Genomic DNA, 23,284 nt, shown 5'->3' with positions numbered 1-23,284 from the left:
TCCCCTCTCTATCTACAAAATGGAATAAAAGTACAAGAGACATACTGCCACAAGTATCCACATAGCCGGCTTTACTTCCCTGATCTTGCCGGACGCAGTCTTCATGATAAGGTAAGAAGGCAGCGCTGCACAGATACCATTTGCGATATTGTTGCCGAAGATTGTAAACGCGATACAGACAAAGGCCGGAAAGGCTTCCGTCAGATCGTCATACTTGATGTTCCTCATAGCGCCGAGCATGTTGACGCCAATATAGATGAGCACCGGTGCGGTAGCCGCCGAAGGTATCATGAGCGCCACAGGTGCCAGGAAAAGCGCAAGCCCGAACAGGACAGAAGTAAATATAACCGTAAGCCCGGTCTTGCCTCCTGCCTCAACACCTGCCGAAGATTCCAGGTACGTCGTCATGCTCGGCATTCCGAATAAGGCTCCGAAGCTTGTCGCAATAGCATCTACCTTGAAGCACCTGTCTATGCCCGGAAGGTTGCCGTCTTTATCAAGATATCCTGCTTTGGCCCCGACACCGAGCACTGTCCCAAATGTGGAAAAGAAATCAGGCACAAACAATGCGATCAAAAACGGAATATATGCAAAATTCAACGCTCCCATAAGATCAATATTCATAAACTGTCCGCCGATACCTGCCGGCATCGTCAGCAGGCTCTCCGGCATCTTAGTTACTCCGAACGGGATTCCCACGATGGTAGTTGCCGCGATTGCAAGTATCATATCTCCCTGGATCTTCCTGGACTTCAGAATGAGCAGGAGGATGAAACCGATGACCGCGACAATTACCTCCGGTGATTTCAAATCACCGAATCCAAGGCTTTTCTTCGCTTCATTTGCTATGATAAGGCCGCAGCTCTTTGCGCCGAGCAGTGCGATGAAAAGGCCGATGCCAGCGCTGACGGCATGTTTCAGGCTGACAGGTATGACCCGCACGACCGCTTCTCTAAGTCCCAGGAATGATATGGCAATAAACAGCACGCCGCTCCAGAATATGACGCCTGCCGTCACGGACGGCGCGATTCCGTCATTTGCCATCATTGCTGTCACGATCCCTACACTGCCAAGGCCCGGCGCAAGCGCAAACGGCCGGTTCGTGTACAGCGCCATCGCGCATGTCGTAAGGATGACGAGCAGTATCAGCACCGTGAACATCACATGCTTGTCAAGTCCTGCCGATTCCAACATGTTCGGAACGGTTGCAAGCACATAAGCCATCGTCACGAACGTGGTGATTCCCGCCAGAAGCTCTGTCTTTATATTGGTGTGAAATTCTGATAGTTTAAATTGTTTTTCCAGCCACTGTCTCATAAAGTTACTCTCCTATTTTCCTCATTGTATTTTCTTGCTTCTTTTGCCCTTTCATTGTATGATAACCATAATTGATTGTCTAATTCATCTTAACCATGGGCACCATTCCAAATGAGAATACTTCCGGAGATATTATTATGAATATTCATGAACTCAATTACGTAATCTGCATTGCAAAACATCAAAATATTACAAAAGCGGCACAGGATCTGTTCATTTCCCAGCCGACATTGAGCAAGCATCTGAAGAAGATGGAACGCGACCTCGGCCTGAAGCTGTTCAACCGGATAGACAACTGCTACATTCCAACTTATGCCGGCAGGCGCTACATGGAGTACGCTTCCAGGGTGCTTGCGCTGACGCAGGACTGGGAAAAGGAGCTTGGAGACCTGCTCTCGCTCAAGGACGGGGAACTGACGGTAGCGTTCCCGCTCATGCGCAGTTCCTGTATGCTTCCTTTTATCCTGCCCGCTTTTCACAGGCTGCATCCTCACGTAAAGGTGCATTTTCTGGAGGAGACCCATTCGATACAGGAACGGCTGCTGGAGGACAGCCAGATAGATTTTGCAATTTTCAGCGAAGAGAATATCCATCCCAAACTGGACTGCGAAAAACTGGGCAGAGAAGAGATACTGCTCGTCGTCTCCCAAAAGCATCCGATGGCAGAAGGACTTCCTGATTATCAACGGGCGAGAGGCTGTTATCCGTCTGTGGACTGGGAAATGCTGAGGGGAGAGACATTTATCCTCAATTCGCCGGAGCAGAACACCGGTGCAGTCACGGCCCGGCTTCTGAAAGAGCACTATGTAAATCCGTCGGTCTCCTTTTACACGCGCAATACGCAGGCCGCCCTTCTGCTCGTACAGCACAATGAGGGGCTCTGCTTCGCACCGGAGACTTATGTCCGCAGCACGGCTTTCGACCTGCCGCCGGTCTGTTTTTCTCTTAGAGATGAGAGGGCCTTTACCTCAACAGTCGCCGCATACCGGAAAGGAGCTTACCTGCCGGTCTATGCAAGAGATTTTATCAGCAGCGCCCGCGAATACTTCGTCACTTTCACAAGTGGCGGCAGGTATCCCCGCTGTCAATAATCAGAGGCAGATTATTGGCAGCTATAATACAGACGAGGAGGATGTTTATGGAATTTCAGAAAATCAGTTCTCCCTCACTGCGAGAACTTTTTGTTGACCAGCTTGAACATATGATATTATCAGGAAAATTGAAGATTGGCGAGAAACTGCCCCCGGAACGGCATCTGGCTGAAATGATGCAGGTAAGCCGCGCTGTCGTCAACAGCGGGCTTTCTGAATTGGAAAAAAAGGGGTTTCTTATCGTGAAGCCAAGAAGCGGGACGTATGTCGCCGACTACCGCAGGAAAGGGACCCTCGACACCTTAATGTCTATCATGAAGTACAACGGCGGGCGGATACGCAACGAAGAGATCCGTTCTATCTTCGAAGTCCGCATCGCCCTTGATACTCTGGCTGCACAGCTCTGTATCGACCGTATCAGCGATGAGGAGGTGGAAGTCCTGCGCGAAAAGGTAGAGCACATTCGAGATGCGCAAAGCACCAGAGATGCCATTCAGGCTGCTTTTGAATTCCAGCATGAATTTGCCCTGGCGTCGCAGAACACGCTGCTTCCCCTCATCTTCCAGTCGTTCCGCGCCCCCATCTTCACGATGTGGGAGCGATATCTGGATCTGTATGGCATACAGTCGCTTTATGAAAGCAACTATACGATGTGGACTTATATCAGCAGCCGGGATACGAAAGGCGCCATCGAATGGATCAATTATTCCATCGGGGAATGCATCAGCGGAAGCCGGGAAATCTATTACGATGTCTAGTCAGGAGAAGCGTGCGTGCGTATAGGGGCACATGCCCTTATACGCACGTCCGCTTCTCCGTACGCTTTCATCTTCTATTCATCTTCCTCAACCAGATTTCACTTCTCAGCCCTTGCAATCGCGAGCTGATAATCTCTCTGGTCTGTAAATATCTCGTTCTTGTATGGATTCTTCTTCTGCTGCTTCGACCTTCTGATTATCACGGACAGGCAGATTACATTTGCTCCAAGGGCAAGCAGGGCCACCACTCCCTGCATGACAGGATTGGCCGCTGTAGGTCTCGTAGCCGCGTCCATGAATCCGTCCGCATATAAGACTGGAATCGTCGCAAAGCGGCTCGTGTCCTGAAACATCGGGAACACCTGTGCAAACATGCACCAGAGCGCCAGCGTATTCGCCCTGTTCTGGATCCATCCGCCCTTGTTCCACAAGGCATTGGCAAATGTCGGGGCCAGCAGCAGCGCCAGACCGCAATACCAAGCGTGGGTGGGGAGATTGTTATAAGTATATTCAAAGTTCCAGAGGTCATAGGCTATGATAAAACACCATGTCATATCCGGCCACAGCATATCCTTCCGGTCTTTGGACGAGTAGATTCCCCACCAGCCTGTCATACATAAGATATTGAGTATTCCTGCAATTCCATTTACCCAGTTCCACCAGCCACCGTACAGCCATACATTTTCAGAAGACAGCCACCAGCGGTCTCCATATTCCGCAAGCGCCATGGCGCCCTTTATCCCTGATTCAAAATCGCTGGCCACCGCTATCAGGATATTGACCGCTACGATGATGAATGGAAATACCTTGAACCAATCTGCTTTTCCAAATTTCCATTTATACTTAATCATCATAAATCCGATACAGCCGGCGGTAGCCGCATAAAGCTTCGCATAATGGAACCAGCTGTTCATATGAACATAGGTGGGATTATCGAGTGCCCACTCCGCCCCATTTGCCGCACCGACATAGATTGCGATAAAGTAGACCGTAAGGACGGCCGGTATGATCATCAGGCAGAAGATTCCACCTTTCTTCGTCCGTCTTGCCAGCTCATTAACAAGCACCAGTCCTGCAAATACGAGAAGCCAGCCTAGCAGCTGCCAGCCCGCGTTATCACCATAGATTTGAAATAACATAAGTATCCTCCCTCATTTCTAACAAGCTTCTATTTCTTTGATGTTACATTCATTCCCTGCCACGAGGTATGTATTTCCGCCTGAACAGTATGGGCAAGTCTTCCCGTACTTTATCGTACCGTAAGATTTGCCACAGTCCTCGCAGAGCGTCACCGCCGGCATATCGAGGGTAATAAGTTCCGCGCCGCGCAGAAGTTCGGACCTGTCTACCGCCCATTTCCAGCAGTCTTTCAGATAAGAATCCACCACGCCTGAGACCTCTCCAATCTCCAGCGTAACATTGGCAACCTTCGAAAGCCGGTTCTCTCTTCCTACAGCTTCCAGGCTGTCGATAATATGAAATACGATTCCAAGCTCATGCATACCGTCCTAATCCTTTCTGCCGAACTTGATCTTAAGCCCCCGCTTCACCGCATATGGCAGAATCGCCCTGAACTTCTCTTCCGAACGATACATGTTGCTGCAGCCGGGGTGCTCCCTGAACAGATGAATCGCGTCAAATCCGCACTTTGTCGTACATACCCCGCATCCGATGCATTTGTTCTCATCCACTATGGAAGCCCCGCACCCAAGGCAGCGGGCCGTCTCGGTCCTGACCTGTTCCTCCGTAAACGTCTTCCTGACGTCACGGAATGACCTGCGCCGGTCTATGCTCTCATCCGTTCCCGGTGTCTGCCGGGAGGAATTGTCATAGGCTTCAAGTTCTATGTTTTCTTTGTCCAGCTCAATAAACTGGCGGCGGTTCCGCCCTATCGTGAGACTGCTGTGAGGCTGCACGTACCGGTGGATGGATACCGCACCTTCCTTGCCTGCCGCGATGGCGTCAATGGCAAACTTCGGACCTGTATACACATCCCCGCCGACAAATATATCCGGCTCTGATGTCTGATATGTAAGCGTGTCCGCCACAGCGCCGTTTCCCCTGCCAAGTTCTACCCTGGTGCCGTCCAGCAGATTCCCCCAAAGGATGCTCTGGCCGATGCTCAAGAATACGTGCTCACACGGAACAGTAACGGTCTCTTCCTCGTCATAGACCGGCGCGAACCTGTTCTCTTCATCTAATACGGACAGGCATTTCTTAAATAGGATGCCCTTGACTTTTCCGTCCTCCGTGAGTATCTCCTTCGGTCCCCATCCGCAGTGGATGGATATATCCTCTTCTTCGGCCTCCTCCACTTCTTCCGCAGAAGCCGGCATGGTATCACGCCCCTCCAGACAATACATGGCTGCTTCAGATGAACCGCATCTTACAGCGGTCCGCGCCACATCGACGGCAACGTTGCCGCCTCCGACTACGACGGTCCGTCCATCTATCTTATATGACTCGTCTTTCCCTGCCATACGCAGAAGATCCACCGCCGTCATCACGCCGTCCGCCGTCTCTCCCGGTATGCCCGCCATCCTGCCTCCCTGGCAGCCTATGGCGATATAGAATGCCCTGTATCCTTCAGAACGCAGTTCATCCAAGGTGACATCTTTTCCAACCTCGACACCACAGCGAATCTCTACGCCCATCCGGCGTATGACTTCTATCTCTGCGTCAACCACATCTTTCTCAAGCTTGAATGATGGAATGCCATATACGAGCATGCCACCGGGCTTCTCATTCTTTTCAAACACTACAGGCCTGTAACCTTTCTCCGCCAGATAGAACGCGCAGCTTAAGCCGGCCGGCCCCGCCCCTATAATCGCAATCTTTTCCTCGAACAGCCGCCCCGTAGTCGGCGGGATAATGGGCGGGATATAACGTACATCTGCATCCAGATCCTGCCGGGCGATGAATTTCTTCACCTCGTCGATGGCTACAGCCTGATCCACGGTTCCTCTTGTACATGCATCCTCACAGCGGCGGTTGCATACGTGTCCGCACACTGCCGGGAACGGGTTCTCCTTTTTGATCAGCGCAAGCGCCTCTGTATATTTTCCCTGTGCCGCTTTTTTCAGATACCCCTGTACGGCGATGTGGGCCGGACAGGCCGTCTTGCACGGCGCGGTACCCGTGTCATAACAGTTGATCCGGTTGTTGTCCCGGTAGTCCTCATCCCATTTATCCGGTCCCCATCTCGTATCGTCCGGAAGTTCATGCTTCGGATAGGCCACCGGTCCTTCTTTCGTACACAGCTTCTGTCCGAGCTTTACCGCCCCTGCCGGGCAGTATTCCACACAACGTCCGCAGGCGACGCAATCTTCTGCTTCAACCCTTGCAACGTAAGCAGAACGGGACATGTTGGGAGTGTTGAAAAGCTGCGAAGTACGAAGCGCGTAACAGACATTGACATTGCAGTTACAGATGGCAAATATCTTGTTCCTGCCGTCTATATTCGTTATTTGATGTACAAATCCATTGTCCTCTGCTCGTTTTAATATATCCAGAACTTCGTCGTATGTGACGTACCTTCCTCCCTTATTCGTCTCTACCACGTAGTCCGCCATATCGCCCACTGCGATGCACCAGTCCTGAGGATCGTCCGCACAGCCCTCATCATATGTCTTCCTCGACATTCTGCATGAACAGGGACTCGCGGCGTATTTCCCGTCATACTTTTCCAGCCAGTGGGAGATGTGCTCGATATCCACGGATTCCTGCTCCATCTCAATCGCTTTCTCCACAGGTATGACGTGCATCCCTATCCCAGCGCCTCCCTGAGGCACCAAGGGCGTGACCTTCTCTAAAGGGAGCCTGGACATGCGCTCGAAGAATTTCCCAAGTTCCGGATGGGCTTCCAGCTGTTCCTTGTTCATATTGGTGAATTCAGCGCTCCCGGGAACGAACATCGGCAGCACATACTGCTTCTTACGCTCCGGGTTCTCCCAGTTGTATTCCAGTATTCCCACCCGGCTCATCTCGTCCAGCAGCTCCTGGAGCTCCTTTTCCTCTTTTCCCGTAGCGGCGAGAAGCTGCTCAAATGTCATTGGCTTACGTACCTTCATCTTCAATGCCACCTCTGCCATCTCGTCAGATACGACGCAGGCAAGCCCCCAGTATTCCGGATCTTCCACCGTCACCTTATGGCCAATCCGGTCTGTAATCTTCTGCCCCAGCTGTATAATCAATTCTCTCTGTTCTGCCATGCCCTCTCTCCTTTCTTTCCCGGCCTGCCCTTATCTTCTCCATTCCTCCACCTGCATCCGGAGCCAGTCGGCCCAGACATCAATCCCTTCGCCGGTTCGCGCGCAGACCGGAATGATCCGGGCATTCGGATTGCGCATTAAGATGTTCCGTCTGCATAGATCCATATCAAAGTCAAAATAAGGCAGCACGTCAATCTTATTGATCAGAACCACGTCACAGACAGTAAACATGAGCGGATACTTCAACGGCTTGTCGTCCCCTTCCGGCACGCTCAATATCATGGCATTTTTTACCGCCCCGGTATCAAATTCCGCCGGACAGACGAGGTTCCCTACATTCTCAAGAATGGCCAGATCCACATCGTCCGTCTGAAGCCCCTCTAATCCCCGGGCCGTCATGCCGGCGTCGAGGTGGCACATGCCCCCTGTATGGAGCTGTATCGTCTTAACACCGAGCTCCGCCATCGTTCTGGCATCGACATCCGAGTCAATATCTGCCTCCATCACGCCAATCCGCATCTCGTCTTTCAGCTGTTCAGCCGTCCTTGCCAGAGTCGACGTCTTTCCCGCACCGGGAGAAGACATGAGATTCAGGAGAAATACCTTCTTTGCCTTCAGCTCCTTCCTCAGCTCATCCGCCCGCTTGTCATTGTCTGCAAAAACACTCTGCTTGATTTCCAGTACCCTGAATTTTTCCATTTTTCTCATCTCCATTTGGTTATACCAGTTATCGTTATTTTTCTGTCATTGTAATTTGATTATATTATTTTAAACAATATATGTCAATTTAAAGCGATTTTTTCATGCATTTTACACTAAATAAAATTCTATTATTGGTTATTATTTTTTATTTTTAATATTTGGTATCTGGTTTAGCCAATTCCAATTTTATAGTATCGGACAAGGCGGGACATTCTCTCCTTACAACGAAAGGCTAAGGGGGTGCATATACCCGGACAAAACATGCTGCCACGGGTATATGCACCCCTTCCTGAAATTACCTGTCTGTAGTTTTCCTGTTATATATCTCATTCAGCTTCGTGTAAAGGGGAGACAGCTTTCCATAGATGTTCCGGAATATATCCGCATACAGCTCTTCATATATCTCATGCTGCTTCAGATCTGGTTCAAACACGTCTTTTACATGTACCATGCCCTGAACCGCATGCTCATAGTCCTTGAATACGCCCATTGCCACAAATGCGGTCATGGCGCTTCCGATTCCTGTCACCTCGTATGTCTGTGTACGGATGACTGGAATGCCGAACATGTCTGCTGTAATCTGGCAGATTTCACTGCTTCTGGAACCTCCTCCTCCAAGCCGCACTTCCCTGAACCTATGTCCGGACCGCCTCTCCATCAGCCGCATCCCGTCCATAAGCGCAAAGTTGATTCCTTCGATGATGGCACGGTAGATATGTATTCTCGTGTGCTGGTCGGAGAAGCCTATGATTGCCCCTCTTGCCGCCGGCATCGTCACATTCGGCGTAAAATAAGGCTGGAACAGCAGGCCGTCACAGCCTGCAGGTATGTCCTGAAGCCGCTTGTTCAGCAGCTCCTCCGCAGGTATCCCAAGTTCGGACGCCTGTTTTACTTCCTTTTCAGCAAATTCTTGTTTGAACCACGATATGAGCCAGTAACCTCTGTAGATCTCTATCTCAGGTGTATAGCAGCCCGGAAGAATCGAGATATAAGGAGGTATGAAGCGTTCCGGTTCCAGATACCGGTCCATCGTATATGTAATGGTTGCTGTCGTCCCGAACCCGACTGCGGCCTTCTCTTTTGTCACACATCCAAGTCCGAGTATCTCACACGCCTTGTCGGAACCGGTCGCCAGCACCGGCATACCCTCGGCCAGCCCCGTATCCTTCGCCGCCTGCCCGGTAACTTTGCCAAGCGGCCGGCCGCTCTCGACGACATTGCAGAGCTTGCTATTAGGAATATCAAAGACCGGCCGCGTCAGCGCCCCCTTCTTCTGCCAGGAACGGCTCTGCGCATCCACAGGAAGATGCCCCACGAGGCTGGCCGCCGCGTCAGACATGTTCCCGGTCAGCTTGTAAGTGAGATAGCCGCCAAGAAGCAGGTACTTGTACGTGCGGTTCCATATATCCGGCTCGTTCTGCATAATCCAGTTACAGTGTGATTTCGTATACTGCAGATTGGCCGTCTCTTCCATACCGACCGCTTTCAGCATGATCCGGGTAACCTGCGACATGGCGGGCCGCCCCTTGGCCCTGCGCTTATCCAGCCATACGATTGCAGGGCGGAGCGGGATTCCATCCTCGTCCACACAGACCGTCGTGTCCCGGATTGTCGTTATTGTCACAGCCCCGATACGCTCCCACAGTTCTCTACAGCGCTCTTTTAGCTGAAGCGATGCCCTGCATATATGTTCGTAATAAAAATCCGGCCGCTGCTCGGCATATCCCGGCTCCACAGAATAATATGGAGGTTCATGCTTTTCCTGCGCCTTTGCAAGGATGGCTCCGCTGCTGTCAATCAGCATGGCCCTGGAGCTCTGGGTACCCACGTCAAAGGTAAGTACGATATGTTCCTGTTTCATCAAGGTCCCCCCTCTCCTGCCCTAGCGGATATCATCCCTCAGAAACCGCTTTTCCTCCTCCGGTAGGTCAAGGCCAAGCGTACCGCCGGGATTCATGACATTATCCGGGTCAAAATATTCTTTCAGCGCTTTAAAAGCTCCATACTCCGTTCTTCCAAGCTGCCCTTCCAGCCATGGAGCGAACATTTTCCCTATGCCATGATGGTGGCTCATGGCCGCTCCTGACTTCTGGATAGCATCCAGTATCGTGCTGTGGTACGCTTTAAACCTGTCCGCATCATCCATCCGTGTGATGAAGATGAAGTAGAGGTTAGCCCCTTGTGGGTAGCAGTGCGACATATGTGTCGTCACAATCGTATTCGGGAGGGCATGGCACACTTTCCTCACTTCCCTGTGTACCTTCGCCATGTTTGACCAGTTGACGGTACATTCGAGCGTATCGGTCATAATTCCGAAATCCAGAAGCGTATCTCTGAGATACGGGTCATTGAACCGGCCTTTCTCCCAGCTCTTCGTCACATAAGACGTCAGGCTCATTCCCCCGTATTTTCTCGCAATGCGTCTGATATTGTCAGCCACATTTTTTGAGAATCCTTTCTCTCCGTCTGTAAATCCAAGGAACAGACATCGTTTCATGTCCTCGTATCCACGCACGTTGAGAAGGCTCCAGAGCGGCGTTTCATCCACATTATAAAGGCGCAGCATCAGGTTCGTCTCCTCTGGATCCGACAGGCGGAATACGGAAGAGAATCCTGCTTCGCACTGCATCATCTCGCGGGCGGCTTCCCGCGCTGTCTTCCAATTTCTAAAAATATAGGAAAAGCGTTCCCTGTTTTCAGGCATGTAGCGGAATACTTTGAGCGTCACTTCTGTCAGCACACCAAACGCCCCTTCGCTTCCCATCATAATCTGGTTCAGGTTCGGTCCGGTCGCTTCTCTTGGATAGCAGCTCGTCTGTATGGTTCCCGTCGGGGTTGCATATTTCTGACCCATGACGATATCTGTGATACAGCCGTAATATGTACTGTTCTGTCCAGCCCCCCTCGTAACGACCCATCCGCCGACACTGCTGTATTCAAATGACTGTGGAAAATGGCCGCACGTATAGCGGCGTCTGGCCCCGAACAATTCCGGGGCGCGGTTCAGCGCCTTTTCAAGCTTCGGACCAGCCATGCCGCTCTGCACGGTAATCGTCTGATCTGTCTCGTTGAAGGAGATGACTTTCTGGAAACGCTTCCTCATGTCGAGCGATACTCCGCCCTTCACCGGCTCCACTCCGCGGGTGACGCTGCTCCCGCCTCCGTAGACGTAGAGGGGAATCTTATGTGCGGAACAATATGCCACGATATCTTCTACCTGCTTCGTCGTACTCGGATACACGACCACATCCGGCAGGCAGTCCACCCGCCTGCGGCGCAGCCGCAGAGCGTCGTATCCGGTCTTGCCGTAAGCTACCGCCAGCCGGGGATAATCCTCTGTCGTCACATATTCTTTCCCGGCAATTTCCCGCAGCGCATCCAGATGAACGCCTGCGAGTCCGCATGGAGCTCCCAGCTCTACGCGGTCCATCCCGATATCCCCGTCGTACTGTCTGAAGTCGTCATCCGTCATATTAAACTTTTCCTTCATCATCTTGTAAAGGGATTCCTTCGGATACTTCACGTAATCCGGATCTCCCCATCGGAAGATGGAACGATAGCTGTCTTTCGGCGCAGCCTCCTTCACCCATTTTGGTTCAAAACCTTTGTACGGTTTGCTCATATGCTTCCTCTCCTTTATTCCTGCTCTGAAAGTATACTGCTCGTCACGATGATGTCTGCTCCCAGCCCAAGCACATCTTCCATCAGGACAGCTCCTTTTTCCACTCTTTCTGACACGACAATCTTGTTGATTTCCTCCATAACGTCAAATATCCGCTCCTTCGGAATCTCCCTGGACACTCTGACTGGTATGACCGGTACTCTGGGAAATGCCGTTGCCACGGTAGAGCATACCGTCCTCACCGGATTGGTCAGCTCCGTTATGGCAAATTCTTCCCCTCTTCTGCACAGGTTCCCGGCCACCTGGAATCCCGCTTCCGTTTCTTCTGCATAAAGCGTGCATCCATTCGGGCATACGATACAGGTCAGCTCTTTCATCTTGCTCCCTCCTTCTGCCGGATACGTACTGTGATTCTGGCATCCTCCCTCAGCCCGGACCCGCTGAAATCCACTTTGATTCGTTCCATCTCCGGCGGCCTTAAGTTCCGGTAATGCTTCACAAACAGTTCCTTTCCGTCAACTTCGATGACGAATGTACCGTCCGTTACAGTCTCCCGGCTTCTGAAATACAGAACCGTCTCTTTCCCGTCATGTACATTTATCTTCTGTGGCACGATATACTGCAGCGAGCCGTCAGGCAGCAGCGGCACATCCTCTTTACAGTCAGCCTCCGGCCGGTAGCAGGCCGCGGCAGCCCCTGCCAGTTCTCCGCTCTCAGATACGTAATCGACCAGGTCGCTGACATGGAGGGCGTTTCCACATGAAAATACGCCGGGCACACAGGTCATGAAATCTGAATTGCAGACAGGTCCTTTTGTCCCCCGGTCCATCGGCACCTTGAGCGTTTCTGCAATCTCATTCTCAGGTATCAGCCCCACGGAGAGTATGAGCGCATCACAGCCGATTATTTTCTCTGTTCCAGGCACAGGGCGCATACTACTATCCACACGGGCGACTTCCACCGCTTCCAGACGGCTGTCGCCAAACACTCTTGTCACCGTCTGGGACAGATGAAGCGGAATGTCATAGTCCTCCAGGCACTGGGCAATATTCCTCCTAAGTCCCGACGGTTCCGGCTTGACTTCATACACTCCTGCAACCTCCGCCCCTTCCAGCGTAAGACGCCGCGCCATTATGAGGCCGATATCGCCGCTTCCCAGGATGACACATCTTTTCGTTGGCATCTGCCCCGACAGGTTGACCAGATGCTGTGCCGTCCCTGCCGTAAATATGCCGGCCGGCCTTGTACCGTGGATTGCCACCTGCCTCGCCGTCCGTTCCCGGCAGCCGGTGGCGAGCACAATCGTCTTCGTCCTATATTCCATGACACCGTGCGCATTCACCACCGTAAGAAGGAATCCATCTTTACGCTGATCAATCGCAGTGACAAACGTCTGGAGCAGACATGCGATCGTCCGCTGCCTGAAAGAATCTGTAAAGCGTTCTACATATTCCGGCCCGGAGAGCCTTTCCCCATACCGTATCAGACCAAATCCATCATGGATACACTGCTTCAGTATCCCGCCCAGCCGTGCCTCCCGCTCAATCAGCAGAACATGCGCCCCCGCTTCATCTGCCTTGAGCGCGGCTGCAAGTCCTCCGGGACCGCCACCGATCACCGTCACGTCATATGGTCTCTCCATCGTCCCGCCTCCTTTGTCCCGCTCCTTTCGTCCGTCCATACGTTATGGCGGAACCGGCTCCAGCCTTTGTTACATCCTCAGGCGGAAGCTGCAGGTACTCGCTTATGATATCCATGACAAGGGGCAGGCAGAATCCTCCCTGGCAGCGCCCCATGCCTGGCCTCAGCCTCTTCTTGATTCCGTCTACCGTAGGAACGGCGACGGGGGATTTCAATGCATCCAGTATCTCTCCTTTGCTGATTTCTTCACACCGGCAGACGATGATCCCATAATCAGGATTCTTACGAATCATCCTGTCCCTTTCTTCTTTTGGCATATCTTTCAGTACCGGTATTCCTTTGCGAATCGGATTAAATGCATCATTTTGCTCTACCGCCCTTTTCTTTCTGAGCTCTTCCACCGCCATCTTCTCCACATCGAGCGCAGCCGCGGGGGCGGCCGTAAGGCCCGGGGACTGTATGCCTGCACAGTGTATGAGGTTTTGTGTCCTGCGGCCTTTCTCTATTATGAAATCTTCCTCATAGGTAGCGGGACGGACTCCGGTAAAATATGTAATGATGTCCTTCTTATCAAGCCTCCCTGCCGTCATCTTCTGTTTGGCAAACACTGCATCGATGCTCTCCTGCCTCGTCGCAAAGTTCTCCTTCTCGTATGTCTCTTCTGCATTGGGACCTACGAGCAGATTGCCATGTACCGTATGCAGGATGCCTCCCCCTTTCGTATGGGCCGGATTGTGCTTCAATGTCTTGACAGATGCGATGCCTTTTACAATATGTCCTGCCTTTTTATCCAGTATGGAATTCGTCCCTTTTCGTGGATGGATGGAATAAAACCTGTCATCTGCCATGGCTGCGATATCCTCCGCAAAAGTCCCTGCCGCGTTGATGACGATGGCAGGATAGACGCGCCCTCTGTTTGTCTGTACGCTTTCTATCTGCCCTTCCTTCACCTCCATCCCGAGTACCGCCGTATTGAGGCTTATCTGTGCCCCGTTTTCCGCCGCGTTCTCACCATAGGCTATCGTGAGGCCGTAAGGGCAGACACAACCGGCGCTCGGATTGTACATGGCAAAGTATATCTTTGGATTCAGTTCTTTCTCTTTCCTGCGAAGTTCCTTCCGGCCGAGAATCACGGTGTCTGTAACTTTGCATATGAACTTCCTGTGCCAGACATAGGCCAGCACGGCAGGATACATCCACCACCGGGTAAATCCCACATACTGGCCGCACCGCTCAAAGGGCACGTCGAGCTCCCGGCAGATTTTCCCGTACATTTTATTGCCAAGAAGTACATAGTGCTGCTTCAGCGTCCCTTTATTCAGGTCCACGCCCGGATGCACCTCCCCGTCATTTCTGCCCGATGCCTGAACGGCAAGATCTGCCTCCTTCTCAACAAGCAGGATGTCCAGTTTCCATTTGGAAAGCTCCCTCGCGATACTGGCTCCGGATATTCCTCCGCCGATGACAAGTACATCCGGCCGCCTTCCCTCCAGCTTCTCATCGCTCCAGGACGGCTCGCGCATCTTTGGCATCGCGACGCCGTCAAGAACGATATCATTGACCACATGCAGATGTGAGCCCTTCTGCACACACATGCTGCATGCGGCAACAATATCCGTCCAACTGGAGAGCGTCCCCGACACACGGATGGCATCTTGGCCTATCCTGGCCCGTACTGCCGTCCCGTAGTGCTTCTGCAGCTTTTTATTCAGCTTTCTTTCCAGACTATCTCCATTCATCTAATCACTTCTTTCCCGATAGTCGTCCACACGACCGACTTCTTATTCTCATAGTAGCAAAGCGATTTTTAATTGTCAATCAGAAAGCAGTTTCTGCCGGAAGAATTCTGAAATTGACTTTCCGGGGCACGGGCTGTAAACTGGATATATAAAAGGATTAAGGGGATTTGATATGGCTGCACCAAGAAAAGACAATGTAAAAGAACTGATAATCGAGGCAACGGAAGATCTGCTGAAGTCTAAGAAGCTTTCTGATATCTCCCTGTCTGAGATCGCGCGTTTTGCCGGAATCTCGAAAGGTACGCTGTATTACCATTATAAGACGAAGACCGACATTCTGTTTGATATCACGGACAAGTATCTGGACCGGCAGTATCATGACCTCATCGAATGGACCGGGGATGCCTCAAAGGATACTTCCGTACACAGGCTTGTAAAGTATATTCTGGAACGGGATATCTCTACCGCGGGGATGCGGCTTCATCTTTTCTACGACGCTATGCTTGGAAATGAAGCTATCCGTGAAAAGCTTCTGGACCGCTACCGGGAATTCGCTTCTGTCATATCAGAAAAAATCAGCGAACGCACAGACCGGGTTCCCCCCGACTATTTTGCCTGGCTGCTTCTGCTCCTGTCCGACGGACTCTTCCTACACCAGAAGCTTGGCAACGGCGAACTTGACCCCGCAAGGTTCATTCAGCAGACCGAACAATTCATACAGGAGGAGTTCTTATGATTGACGCACATATTCACTACGCCGCTTCCGTCGGCATGGACCGCCTGAATAAGATTATACGTGAGATTGGACTTGAAGCGGTGGCACTGCAGTGCATACCAAAGGGAGGGCTCCTGCCGGTGGAAGAAGATGCCTTCGCATTCAAAGAACAGTGCTCCGTACCTGTATATGTCTTTGGCGGCATCGCACGTTCTGTCTACGATACGGCTGACCTTTCCACGGACAGTGCCTCCCGGCTTTCCGGACGTCTCGACAAAGAGGTGACCAGGCTTATGGATATGGGCTGTACCGGTATCAAGATGCTGGAGGGAAAGCCCGATGTGAGAAAGCACTTCCATGTACCAGACTTTGACAGCCCTGTATGGGAGACATACTGGGCAAGGCTGGAAGAGGAGCAGATACCTGTGTATATGCATATAAATGATCCGGAAGAATTCTGGGATGCAGAGCATGTAGCCGACTATGTAAAAAAAGCCGGGTGGTTCTATGACGGCACTTTCATAGGCAATGAAGACCAGTACGGCCAGATACTGCATGTCTTAGAACGGCACCCCCGGCTTAAAATTTTATTTCCACATTTTTTCTTCCTCTCTAAACAGCTTGAACGGCTGTCCGAAATACTGGATGCCTTTCCTGAAATGAGGATCGATATCACGCCTGGCATCGAGCTCTACTACAATCTGTCGTCTCAGGCTGACAGGGCAAGGGAATTCTTCCTGGCATACGAGAGCCGTATCCTTTATGGCACAGACATCGGGGCACGCGCACTCATCAAATCGGAAGACGTTCCGCTCAATCTGGAAGAATGCCGGTCCCGCGTCAAGCTGATCCGAAGTTATCTTGAGACAGAAGGTGACTATCTTCTTGAATCAGACGGTCACTATGTCGTCGAGAGACCTCCTGTCACCATGCATGGACTCGGGCTGCCCGGCCCTGTACTGGAACATATCTATTCCTATAATTTTCTTGATTTCATAAAATGATCATCTGCACAGCTGCTCTACCGCCTGCTCTACTTTATCCATACCGGCGGTTGGCTCGAACCGGTCTACGACGGTACCGTCCCTGTTGATCAGGAATTTCGTAAAATTCCACTTGATGTCATTCTTTTCCGTATAATCCGGGTCCTCGGCAGACAGAATCTCGTGAAGCTTTCCGCTCAGCGGGTGTTCGGAGTCGAATCCTCTGAATTCCTGCTGTTCGGTCAGAATGCGGTAGAGTGGATGCGCGTGTTCCCCCTTTACCTCCGTCTTTGAAAATACAGGAAAGTCCACTCCGTAATTCTTTCTGCAGAATGCCTCCACTTCCTTATCATCGCCTGGCTCCTGTTCCTTAAACTGGTTGCACGGAAACGCAAGAATTTCAAATCCTTTCTCACGGTATTTGCGGTAGAGAGCTTCCAGTTCCTCGTACTGCGGGGTAAACCCGCATTTGCTCGCTGTATTCACGACAAGAAGGATCTTCCCCTTATACTTCTCCATACTTTCCATCGTACCGTCAATACGTCTCAATTCAATCTCGTTCATATTCATATGCTTCCACTCCTCCTGGTAATCATGTTTCATTTAGTATGCATTGATAATGCAGTAATTATTCCCAATTGGAGGCATCTGAAATCTATCTGAGCAGCACCGGCGTGCCTGTCTTTACACAGGCTGATACGATGGTAAGCATCCAGGTGAGCCCCCTCTCCTTCTTCTTATCATTGCACAGGCTGTGTATATTGTCATAACTGTCTTTCAACCGCTCCCTGCCGGACAGAAGGGACGCCACGATCTTAACTGCCGCCCATATCTGGCAGATTATGTACAGTACGAGCGCAGTCTCTTTCAGCACGCTCGGCTTCTGCCTCGTGTTTCGCGTTCTCCTGTCCAGCGCCCAGATGCCTGCGGACAGTCCCGTGAATGTGGCTGCATGATGAATCCACGTGCAAATCTTAAATTCTCTATCCTCCATACTCTTTACCCCTTATACTGATTGTTTTTCCTCTATTATAGCTTATCCAAATGTCAAAATATAGTAAAAGAAATCGCAAGTATCAACATATTTTTACAAAATGCGCCAACTATGGTACAATCAACTCCGTATAATAGAGAAAGCAGGTGATGTAATGGGAATGACTGTAAATAAAGAACTTCCTCTTCCGGCGGACTTAAAATCAGAGTATCCGCTGACAGATGATATGATTGCATTAAAACGGAAGCGGGATAAGGAGATCCGCGACATTTTCACAGGTTTATCCGACAGGTTCGTGGTGATCGTAGGTCCATGTTCTGCTGACAATGAGGACTCCGTATGTGAATATGTCAGCCGTCTGGCAAGGCTGAATGACGATGTGCGCGAGCGGCTTGTGCTTATCCCCAGAATCTATACGAACAAGCCCCGCACTACGGGAGCGGGCTACAAAGGCATGCTCCACCAGCCCGTACCCGATCAAGCCCCCGACCTTCTGGGAGGCATTATCGCAATCCGCAAGATGCATATACGCGCTATAAAAGAGAGCGGGCTCACTGCCGCGGACGAAATGCTGTATCCAGAAAACCGCAGCTACCTGGACGATATACTTTCCTACGAAGCCATCGGCGCACGCTCTGTCGAGAACCAGCAGCACCGCCTGACCGCCAGTGGAATGGATATTCCTGTCGGTATGAAGAACCCTACGAGTGGAGATCTCTCCGTCATGCTCAACTCCGTTACCGCCGCACAGAACTCTCACAGCTTCATCTACCGCGGGCAGGATGTGGCGACAGACGGCAATCCGCTCGCACATGTAATACTCAGGGGAGGTGTGGACAAGTACGGTACATGTATCCCGAATTACCACTATGAGGATCTGGTGCGTCTGCTTGCGCTGTATCAGGAACGGGAACTGAGGAACCCTGCAGCAGTGATTGACACGAATCATTCTAATTCCGACAAGCAGTTCAAAGAGCAGATACGGATTGTCAGCGAAGTGCTTCACAGCCGCAGATACAATTCCGGGCTGAAAAGCCTCATCAAAGGTGTAATGATAGAAAGCTATATCGAAGAAGGCTGCCAGCCGATCGACAGCAGCCGTGTATATGGAAAGTCTATCACGGATCCATGTCTTGGATGGGAAGACACTCGCCGGCTTATCTTGAAAATTGCGGATGAAGCGTAGGAGTCCCTTCACTGTTTTCCGGGCGGCTCAACCTTGAGCTTAACAAGCTCGTTGGCTTTCCTCATCATATTTTCCCGGTAGCTCCTGCCGCGGTAGCGCTTAATCTGCGTCACTGTAATTCCGAGCTGCCGGGCTGTCTCTTCCGGTCCGGCCCCATAGGCAAACAGGGTGAACGCACAGGAATTCTTAAGCTCCTGTGCGCTGTAGCCCGGAATCCCGGCCTGTAAAGTATACTTCTTCATAAGACGGCTTATGAACATCACGTTCAGCTTCTTTCCACGGCTGTTGCAAAACAGGTATCCTTCCGTGGCTTTTTTTTCAAGATACCGCTCCAGTACTTCTGCTGCGTCATCTGGTACGAAGCATGGTTCTCTCCGGTTCCCTGCCAACACATATACCCCATCGTCGTAGGCTGCAAAGTCTCCGATCCGAAGTCCCGCAATCTCTGTCGAAGACAGTGACACTCTGTACAGCAGGGTAAAGATGGTATAGGCCATCAGATTATCCTCTGCTGCTCTAAATAGCGCGTCCACATGTTCTACAGGTATTGATCCCGCCAGCTTTTCCTGTCTTTCCAGCCGGCTTATGAAGAGGCGGAAGTGGTCTTGAAACTCTTCTCTTATCGCATAAACAGTTCTGTTTTCTTCTATAAATCCGGCAAAGGAATGGAGCTCTCTTATCTTCTTGGATACTGTCTGTGTGCCCAGAACATCATGTTCCTGCCTTTCCTTGAGATACAGATAATATCTTTCTGCGTCCTCCCTGTCCGTCCTGAGAAAATCCTTCCCGCAAAATTCCATGAATTCCTGTATGTCCGCCCGGTATGACGCCGCAGTCGTGCTGCTTTTAAAATGCTTCGTATAGTCCGGCCATATACGTTGGCCGAGCTTTTTTGACGCCAGATCAGTCGTCAGCATGCACTCCACTGGAACCCCTCCCCGCTTGTACGAAAAATGTTTTAATAATGTTAGTAGTATTATTCATACTATAACATAAAATCACAAAAAATACAAGAAAAGCTCCGCTTCTGCATTTATGTCCCTATGATGATCACTCTGTCTCCTTCCAGCTTTGCTTCTGACCCAAGGGGCAGCGTCAGAGGATCACGCAAGTGGCCTGCGCGCACATTGCAGATGACAGGGATATCCGTATCTTCCAGAACGGTACGGACAGCCTCCTCTCCGCTTCCAGGACGGCCTTCGTCGTCACACCCGGTCAGCCCGCCGATGATGACGCCCGCGGCATCCTTGAATTTTCCGCCGAGCTTGAGCTGATACAGCATTCCATGGAGGCGGTACGGCTTCTCTCCCACCTCTTCCAGAAAAATGATTTTGCCTTCTGTGTCAATCTCATAAGGCGTCCCCATAAGCCGGCTTACGATTGTCATGTTCCCCCCTGTAAGGCGGCCCTGCGCGGTTCCCCCTCTGATGGTGCGGAACGGTTCGCCATTCAGGTTACATAATTCTCTCCTGCTTTGCGGGTGCATCACCATATCTATAAACTGCTTCTGCGCCTCTGGTGTTACCGGACGTTTGGGACTGTAAAGAGCAGGACCGTGGAATGTCACAAGGCCTGCCCTGTTCTGGAAGGCTGTGTGGATTGCCGTAATATCACTGAATCCGGAAAATATGGGCCTGTTGGTTCTTACCGCCTCATAGTCTATCTTATCAAGCAGCGGTATCGTACCATAGCCGCCCCACATACAGAGCACCGCCCTGTTACTTCGGTCGCGCAGTACGCCATTCAGCCTGTCTGCCCTCTCTTCGGCCGTTCCCCGTTTAAATGCCATATCCTCCGAAAAGACGACTCGAAACCCTTTCCCTTCCAAAAATGCCCGCGCATTGCGGATTCCTTCCTCCGTAAATGCATTGGCCGGGTCAATAACACATACCTGATCCCCTTTTTTCAACGGACGGGGATAAATCACTCTATGTTCCATATCTCATTCCTCATCAAATACGATTTTTATGCATTGTATAACCTATTCTAACATAATCTTTAAAATATTTGCAAAAAGTTCTTGCAAAACTTGGCAAATACGCTATAATAATATTTGTGGCTGCGGTCAAGCAGTCGGCAGGCTGGAATAGCTCAGTCGGTAGAGCACTTCACTCGTAATGAAGGGGTCGTCGGTTCAAGTCCGATTTCCAGCTTATATAAATAGAGTAGAGAAATAATTGCTGAGAATTATTTCTCTACTCTATTTATGTTCTATTATCTCTTTGCTTCCTGCTGTGACATATGCACCGTTACCTGCTGGTACGGAATCTCTATTCCCCTTGCATCAAGCGTCAGCTTGATCTCCTCCAGCAGCCGCCACTTTGTCGGCCAGAAATCCTCGCTTTTCACCCACGCCCGGGCTCCGATGATGACAGCGCTCGCCGCCAGCTCATCTACGAACACGACAATCTCTTCCTCTTTCAATATGCAGTCATCTTTTTTCAGCAGATTTTCAATGATATCTTTTGCCTTCCTCAAATCTGCATGATAAGAGATATCTACCTTCAGGTCGAGCCGCCGCTCGTCCTTGGCCGTGGCATTGGTCAGGCTGTTGTTCGTGAGCATGCCGTTAGGTATGACAATCGTCTTATTGTCAATCGTGCTGAGCTTCGTGTAGAATATCTGAATCTCCTTCACAGTCCCTTCATTGCCGTTGGAATCCTCGATGATGTAATCTCCTACCGTGAACGGCTTCAGAAGTAGTATGAGCACTCCTCCTGCAAAATTCGACAGGCTCCCCTGCAGCGCAAGGCCGATAGCCACGCCTCCCGATGCCACAAGCGCCGCCACGGATGTCGTATCCACGCCCAGCTTTGCGGCAATGGTAAATATGAGCAAGACGTACAGGCCCGCTTTGAGAACGGAATCTACAAACTGCTCCACGCCTTTATCCGCCTCAGAACGTTCCAGAGATGCCCTCACTATCTTTCTCGCCCATTTTATCAGTATCCTGCCGATAAAAAATGCAATGAGCGCAATCAGTACTTTTATCCCAAATCCAATCAGGGACGGAATATGATCCTGGAAATACTGTACAAATTCATTTGCATTTTCTACCGCTTCTTGCGTAACTTCTGTGACTTCGTTTGTTCCCATAAGTTATACTCCTCCCGCGTCTACTTAAGTGCAAGGAACGCGCTTAAGTTTCCCCTTTTCTCTCCTGCCGTTCTGTGTGAGAAAAGAATGTCCGGATTACAATGTGTACAGACATTCGTCGTCGCTATATGTTCTTTCAGTATACCAGCTTTCGTGAGAACATGTTCGTTGGCCTTCCACAGGTTCAGCTGGTACTTTCCATCCTCTTTATTATAGAATATATCCGGCCAGCAGTCCTCAGGAAAATTTTCCCTGAAACGACAGATTACATCTTCACTGACTTCATAGCAGTCCTGGCAGATAGAAGGCCCGATGGCAGCAATCACGTCTTTCGGATCCGTGCCGTAATTCTCGGCCATCTTCTCCACCGTGACCTCCCCGATTCTCCCTACCGTGCCGCGCCATCCGGAATGCGTAAGACCGATAGCCTTATGCACCGGGTCAACAAAAAACAGCGGCACACAGTCGGCATAGAATGTGACGAGGCATATGTCAGGCACATTCGTCACCATTCCATCCGTCTCCATAAAACGGGTGCCTCTGTCCTTTTCTTCAACCACTGCAACCTTCGTGGTATGCGTCTGGTGCGTGTATGTCATATCTTCCGGCCGTACCCCGATTGCCGCTGCTATGCGTCTGCGGTTCTCCGTCACGGCTTCCGGCGCGTCCCCACGCGTCGTGCTGATATTCATCGTGGCGCAGTTTTCTGTGCTGACGCCCCCCATCCTCGTAGAAAATCCATGCTTTATGATTCCCGTCTCTTCGAGCAGCGGATAGACAAGATATGGCACCCCTTCCTTTTCTCTGATGTCAAATATATGTTCCTTATTCTTGTATTTTAAATCCAGCTTCATCTGTTCTCCTCAACATTCAAATGCATTCTTAATATGAGAGATTTCTCCCCCCAGTATTGCTATCACATCAAACCGGCAAGACATGCCGGACAGCCCGTTTACGGTAATATAGCACATGGCGCATTTTGCCAGCACCCGCTGTTTCCTTGCATCCACCGCCTCCGCGGGATGTCCTTTGGATGTATTCCTTCTGTATTTGACTTCACAGAATACGAGTGCATCCTTGTCTCTCGCAATGATATCAATCTCGCCGATACGGCACCGGTAATTATAGCGGATAATCTCGTAACCGCACTCTTCCAGATACGTTCCGGCCATCTGTTCATACCGGCTGCCCTCTGCCCTCTTATTGTAAGCCATCGTCACCTCTTTCCG

General features: G+C 51.0%; 22 protein-coding genes and 1 tRNA gene. 6 read left to right on the top strand and 17 right to left on the bottom strand.

Annotation, left to right across the window (positions count from 1 at the left end):
* Positions 1–12: 12 nt before the first annotated feature.
* Positions 13–1,317, bottom strand: a complete 1,305-nt coding sequence (locus tag HMPREF0980_RS04075; protein ID WP_049727839.1) for an NCS2 family permease — start codon at positions 1,315–1,317, stop codon at positions 13–15.
* Positions 1,318–1,454: 137 nt separating this feature from the next.
* Here HMPREF0980_RS04075 and HMPREF0980_RS04070 point away from each other — a divergent pair, with 137 nt between their 5' ends.
* Both HMPREF0980_RS04070 and HMPREF0980_RS04065 read left to right on the top strand, forming a co-directional pair.
* A complete protein-coding gene (locus HMPREF0980_RS04070; RefSeq protein ID WP_049727838.1) occupies positions 1,455–2,408 on the top strand; it encodes a LysR family transcriptional regulator in 954 nt (317 codons plus the stop codon).
* 47 nt (positions 2,409–2,455) lie between these two features.
* Positions 2,456–3,166, top strand: coding sequence for a FadR/GntR family transcriptional regulator (locus HMPREF0980_RS04065; RefSeq protein WP_049727837.1), 711 nt, complete (start codon positions 2,456–2,458; stop codon positions 3,164–3,166).
* A 98-nt stretch (positions 3,167–3,264) separates the two neighbouring features.
* Here HMPREF0980_RS04065 and HMPREF0980_RS04060 read toward each other — a convergent pair whose 3' ends face one another.
* The 9 genes from HMPREF0980_RS04060 to HMPREF0980_RS04020 all read right to left on the bottom strand — a co-directional run bounded on the left by HMPREF0980_RS04060 (position 3,265) and on the right by HMPREF0980_RS04020 (position 15,081).
* Entirely contained in the window at positions 3,265–4,305 is a 1,041-nt protein-coding gene (locus HMPREF0980_RS04060) for a DUF5692 family protein (RefSeq protein WP_049727836.1), read from the bottom strand.
* An 18-nt stretch (positions 4,306–4,323) separates the two neighbouring features.
* Positions 4,324–4,668, bottom strand: a complete 345-nt coding sequence (locus tag HMPREF0980_RS04055) for a hydrogenase maturation nickel metallochaperone HypA (protein ID WP_049727835.1) — start codon at positions 4,666–4,668, stop codon at positions 4,324–4,326.
* Positions 4,669–4,674: 6 nt separating this feature from the next.
* Positions 4,675–7,377, bottom strand: coding sequence for an FAD-dependent oxidoreductase (locus HMPREF0980_RS04050; RefSeq protein ID WP_049727834.1), 2,703 nt, complete (start codon positions 7,375–7,377; stop codon positions 4,675–4,677).
* A 30-nt stretch (positions 7,378–7,407) separates the two neighbouring features.
* Complete coding sequence (gene hypB / locus HMPREF0980_RS04045) at positions 7,408–8,076, bottom strand: hydrogenase nickel incorporation protein HypB (RefSeq protein ID WP_049727833.1); 669 nt, start codon at positions 8,074–8,076, stop codon at positions 7,408–7,410.
* Positions 8,077–8,374: 298 nt separating this feature from the next.
* Positions 8,375–9,940, bottom strand: a complete 1,566-nt coding sequence (locus tag HMPREF0980_RS04040; RefSeq protein ID WP_049727832.1) for an FGGY-family carbohydrate kinase — start codon at positions 9,938–9,940, stop codon at positions 8,375–8,377.
* 21 nt (positions 9,941–9,961) lie between these two features.
* Positions 9,962–11,701 (bottom strand): FAD-binding oxidoreductase, encoded by a 1,740-nt coding sequence (locus HMPREF0980_RS04035; protein ID WP_049727831.1) that lies wholly within the window; start codon positions 11,699–11,701, stop codon positions 9,962–9,964.
* Between the two features lie 14 nt (positions 11,702–11,715).
* Positions 11,716–12,078, bottom strand: coding sequence for a DUF1667 domain-containing protein (locus HMPREF0980_RS04030; protein WP_049727830.1), 363 nt, complete (start codon positions 12,076–12,078; stop codon positions 11,716–11,718).
* A complete protein-coding gene (locus HMPREF0980_RS04025) occupies positions 12,075–13,343 on the bottom strand; it encodes an NAD(P)/FAD-dependent oxidoreductase (RefSeq protein ID WP_049727829.1) in 1,269 nt (422 codons plus the stop codon). The genes HMPREF0980_RS04030 and HMPREF0980_RS04025 overlap by 4 nt, the downstream gene beginning before the upstream one ends.
* A complete protein-coding gene (locus tag HMPREF0980_RS04020) occupies positions 13,327–15,081 on the bottom strand; it encodes an NAD(P)/FAD-dependent oxidoreductase (protein WP_049727828.1) in 1,755 nt (584 codons plus the stop codon). The genes HMPREF0980_RS04025 and HMPREF0980_RS04020 overlap by 17 nt, the downstream gene beginning before the upstream one ends.
* 172 nt (positions 15,082–15,253) lie before the next feature.
* Here HMPREF0980_RS04020 and HMPREF0980_RS04015 point away from each other — a divergent pair, with 172 nt between their 5' ends.
* Together HMPREF0980_RS04015 and HMPREF0980_RS04010 are read left to right on the top strand one after the other, a co-directional pair.
* Positions 15,254–15,817: a TetR/AcrR family transcriptional regulator gene (locus HMPREF0980_RS04015; protein WP_049727827.1), complete on the top strand. Its 564-nt coding sequence runs from the start codon at positions 15,254–15,256 to the stop codon at positions 15,815–15,817.
* Complete coding sequence (locus tag HMPREF0980_RS04010) at positions 15,814–16,800, top strand: amidohydrolase family protein (protein WP_049727826.1); 987 nt, start codon at positions 15,814–15,816, stop codon at positions 16,798–16,800. Before HMPREF0980_RS04015 ends, HMPREF0980_RS04010 begins: the two co-directional genes overlap by 4 nt.
* Here the strand turns inward: HMPREF0980_RS04010 and HMPREF0980_RS04005 are convergent, their stop codons facing one another.
* Complete coding sequence (locus HMPREF0980_RS04005; protein ID WP_049727825.1) at positions 16,801–17,349, bottom strand: glutathione peroxidase; 549 nt, start codon at positions 17,347–17,349, stop codon at positions 16,801–16,803. It lies immediately after the preceding gene.
* A gap of 85 nt (positions 17,350–17,434) precedes the next feature.
* Positions 17,435–17,773, bottom strand: coding sequence for a hypothetical protein (locus tag HMPREF0980_RS04000; protein ID WP_049727824.1), 339 nt, complete (start codon positions 17,771–17,773; stop codon positions 17,435–17,437).
* A 154-nt stretch (positions 17,774–17,927) separates the two neighbouring features.
* Here HMPREF0980_RS04000 and HMPREF0980_RS03995 point away from each other — a divergent pair, with 154 nt between their 5' ends.
* Positions 17,928–18,959 (top strand): 3-deoxy-7-phosphoheptulonate synthase, encoded by a 1,032-nt coding sequence (locus HMPREF0980_RS03995; RefSeq protein ID WP_049727823.1) that lies wholly within the window; start codon positions 17,928–17,930, stop codon positions 18,957–18,959.
* Positions 18,960–18,967: 8 nt separating this feature from the next.
* On the opposite strand, the gene HMPREF0980_RS03990 is transcribed toward HMPREF0980_RS03995, so the two are convergent.
* Positions 18,968–19,876 carry a tyrosine-type recombinase/integrase gene (locus HMPREF0980_RS03990; protein WP_049728320.1) on the bottom strand — a complete coding sequence of 303 codons (909 nt, stop codon included), beginning with the start codon at positions 19,874–19,876 and terminating at the stop codon, positions 18,968–18,970.
* A 116-nt stretch (positions 19,877–19,992) separates the two neighbouring features.
* Positions 19,993–20,898 carry a S66 peptidase family protein gene (locus HMPREF0980_RS03985; protein WP_049727822.1) on the bottom strand — a complete coding sequence of 302 codons (906 nt, stop codon included), beginning with the start codon at positions 20,896–20,898 and terminating at the stop codon, positions 19,993–19,995.
* Positions 20,899–21,039: 141 nt separating this feature from the next.
* Between HMPREF0980_RS03985 and HMPREF0980_RS03980 the strand changes: the two genes are divergently transcribed.
* Positions 21,040–21,112, top strand: a tRNA-Thr gene (locus tag HMPREF0980_RS03980).
* A 61-nt stretch (positions 21,113–21,173) separates the two neighbouring features.
* Here HMPREF0980_RS03980 and HMPREF0980_RS03975 read toward each other — a convergent pair.
* From HMPREF0980_RS03975 to HMPREF0980_RS03965, 3 genes are read right to left on the bottom strand one after another with little or no spacing between them, the layout of a single operon-like run.
* Entirely contained in the window at positions 21,174–22,055 is an 882-nt protein-coding gene (locus HMPREF0980_RS03975; RefSeq protein WP_049727821.1) for a mechanosensitive ion channel family protein, read from the bottom strand.
* A 20-nt stretch (positions 22,056–22,075) separates the two neighbouring features.
* Entirely contained in the window at positions 22,076–22,909 is an 834-nt protein-coding gene (gene pgeF / locus HMPREF0980_RS03970; protein WP_049727820.1) for a peptidoglycan editing factor PgeF, read from the bottom strand.
* Between the two features lie 9 nt (positions 22,910–22,918).
* A complete protein-coding gene (locus tag HMPREF0980_RS03965) occupies positions 22,919–23,269 on the bottom strand; it encodes a YraN family protein (protein ID WP_049728319.1) in 351 nt (116 codons plus the stop codon).
* Between the last annotated feature and the right edge of the window lie 15 nt (positions 23,270–23,284).

Source organism: Dorea sp. D27 (genome assembly GCF_001185345.1).
Taxonomy (GTDB): domain Bacteria; phylum Bacillota; class Clostridia; order Lachnospirales; family Lachnospiraceae; genus Extibacter.
This window is presented reverse-complemented; position numbering and strand designations above follow the sequence as displayed.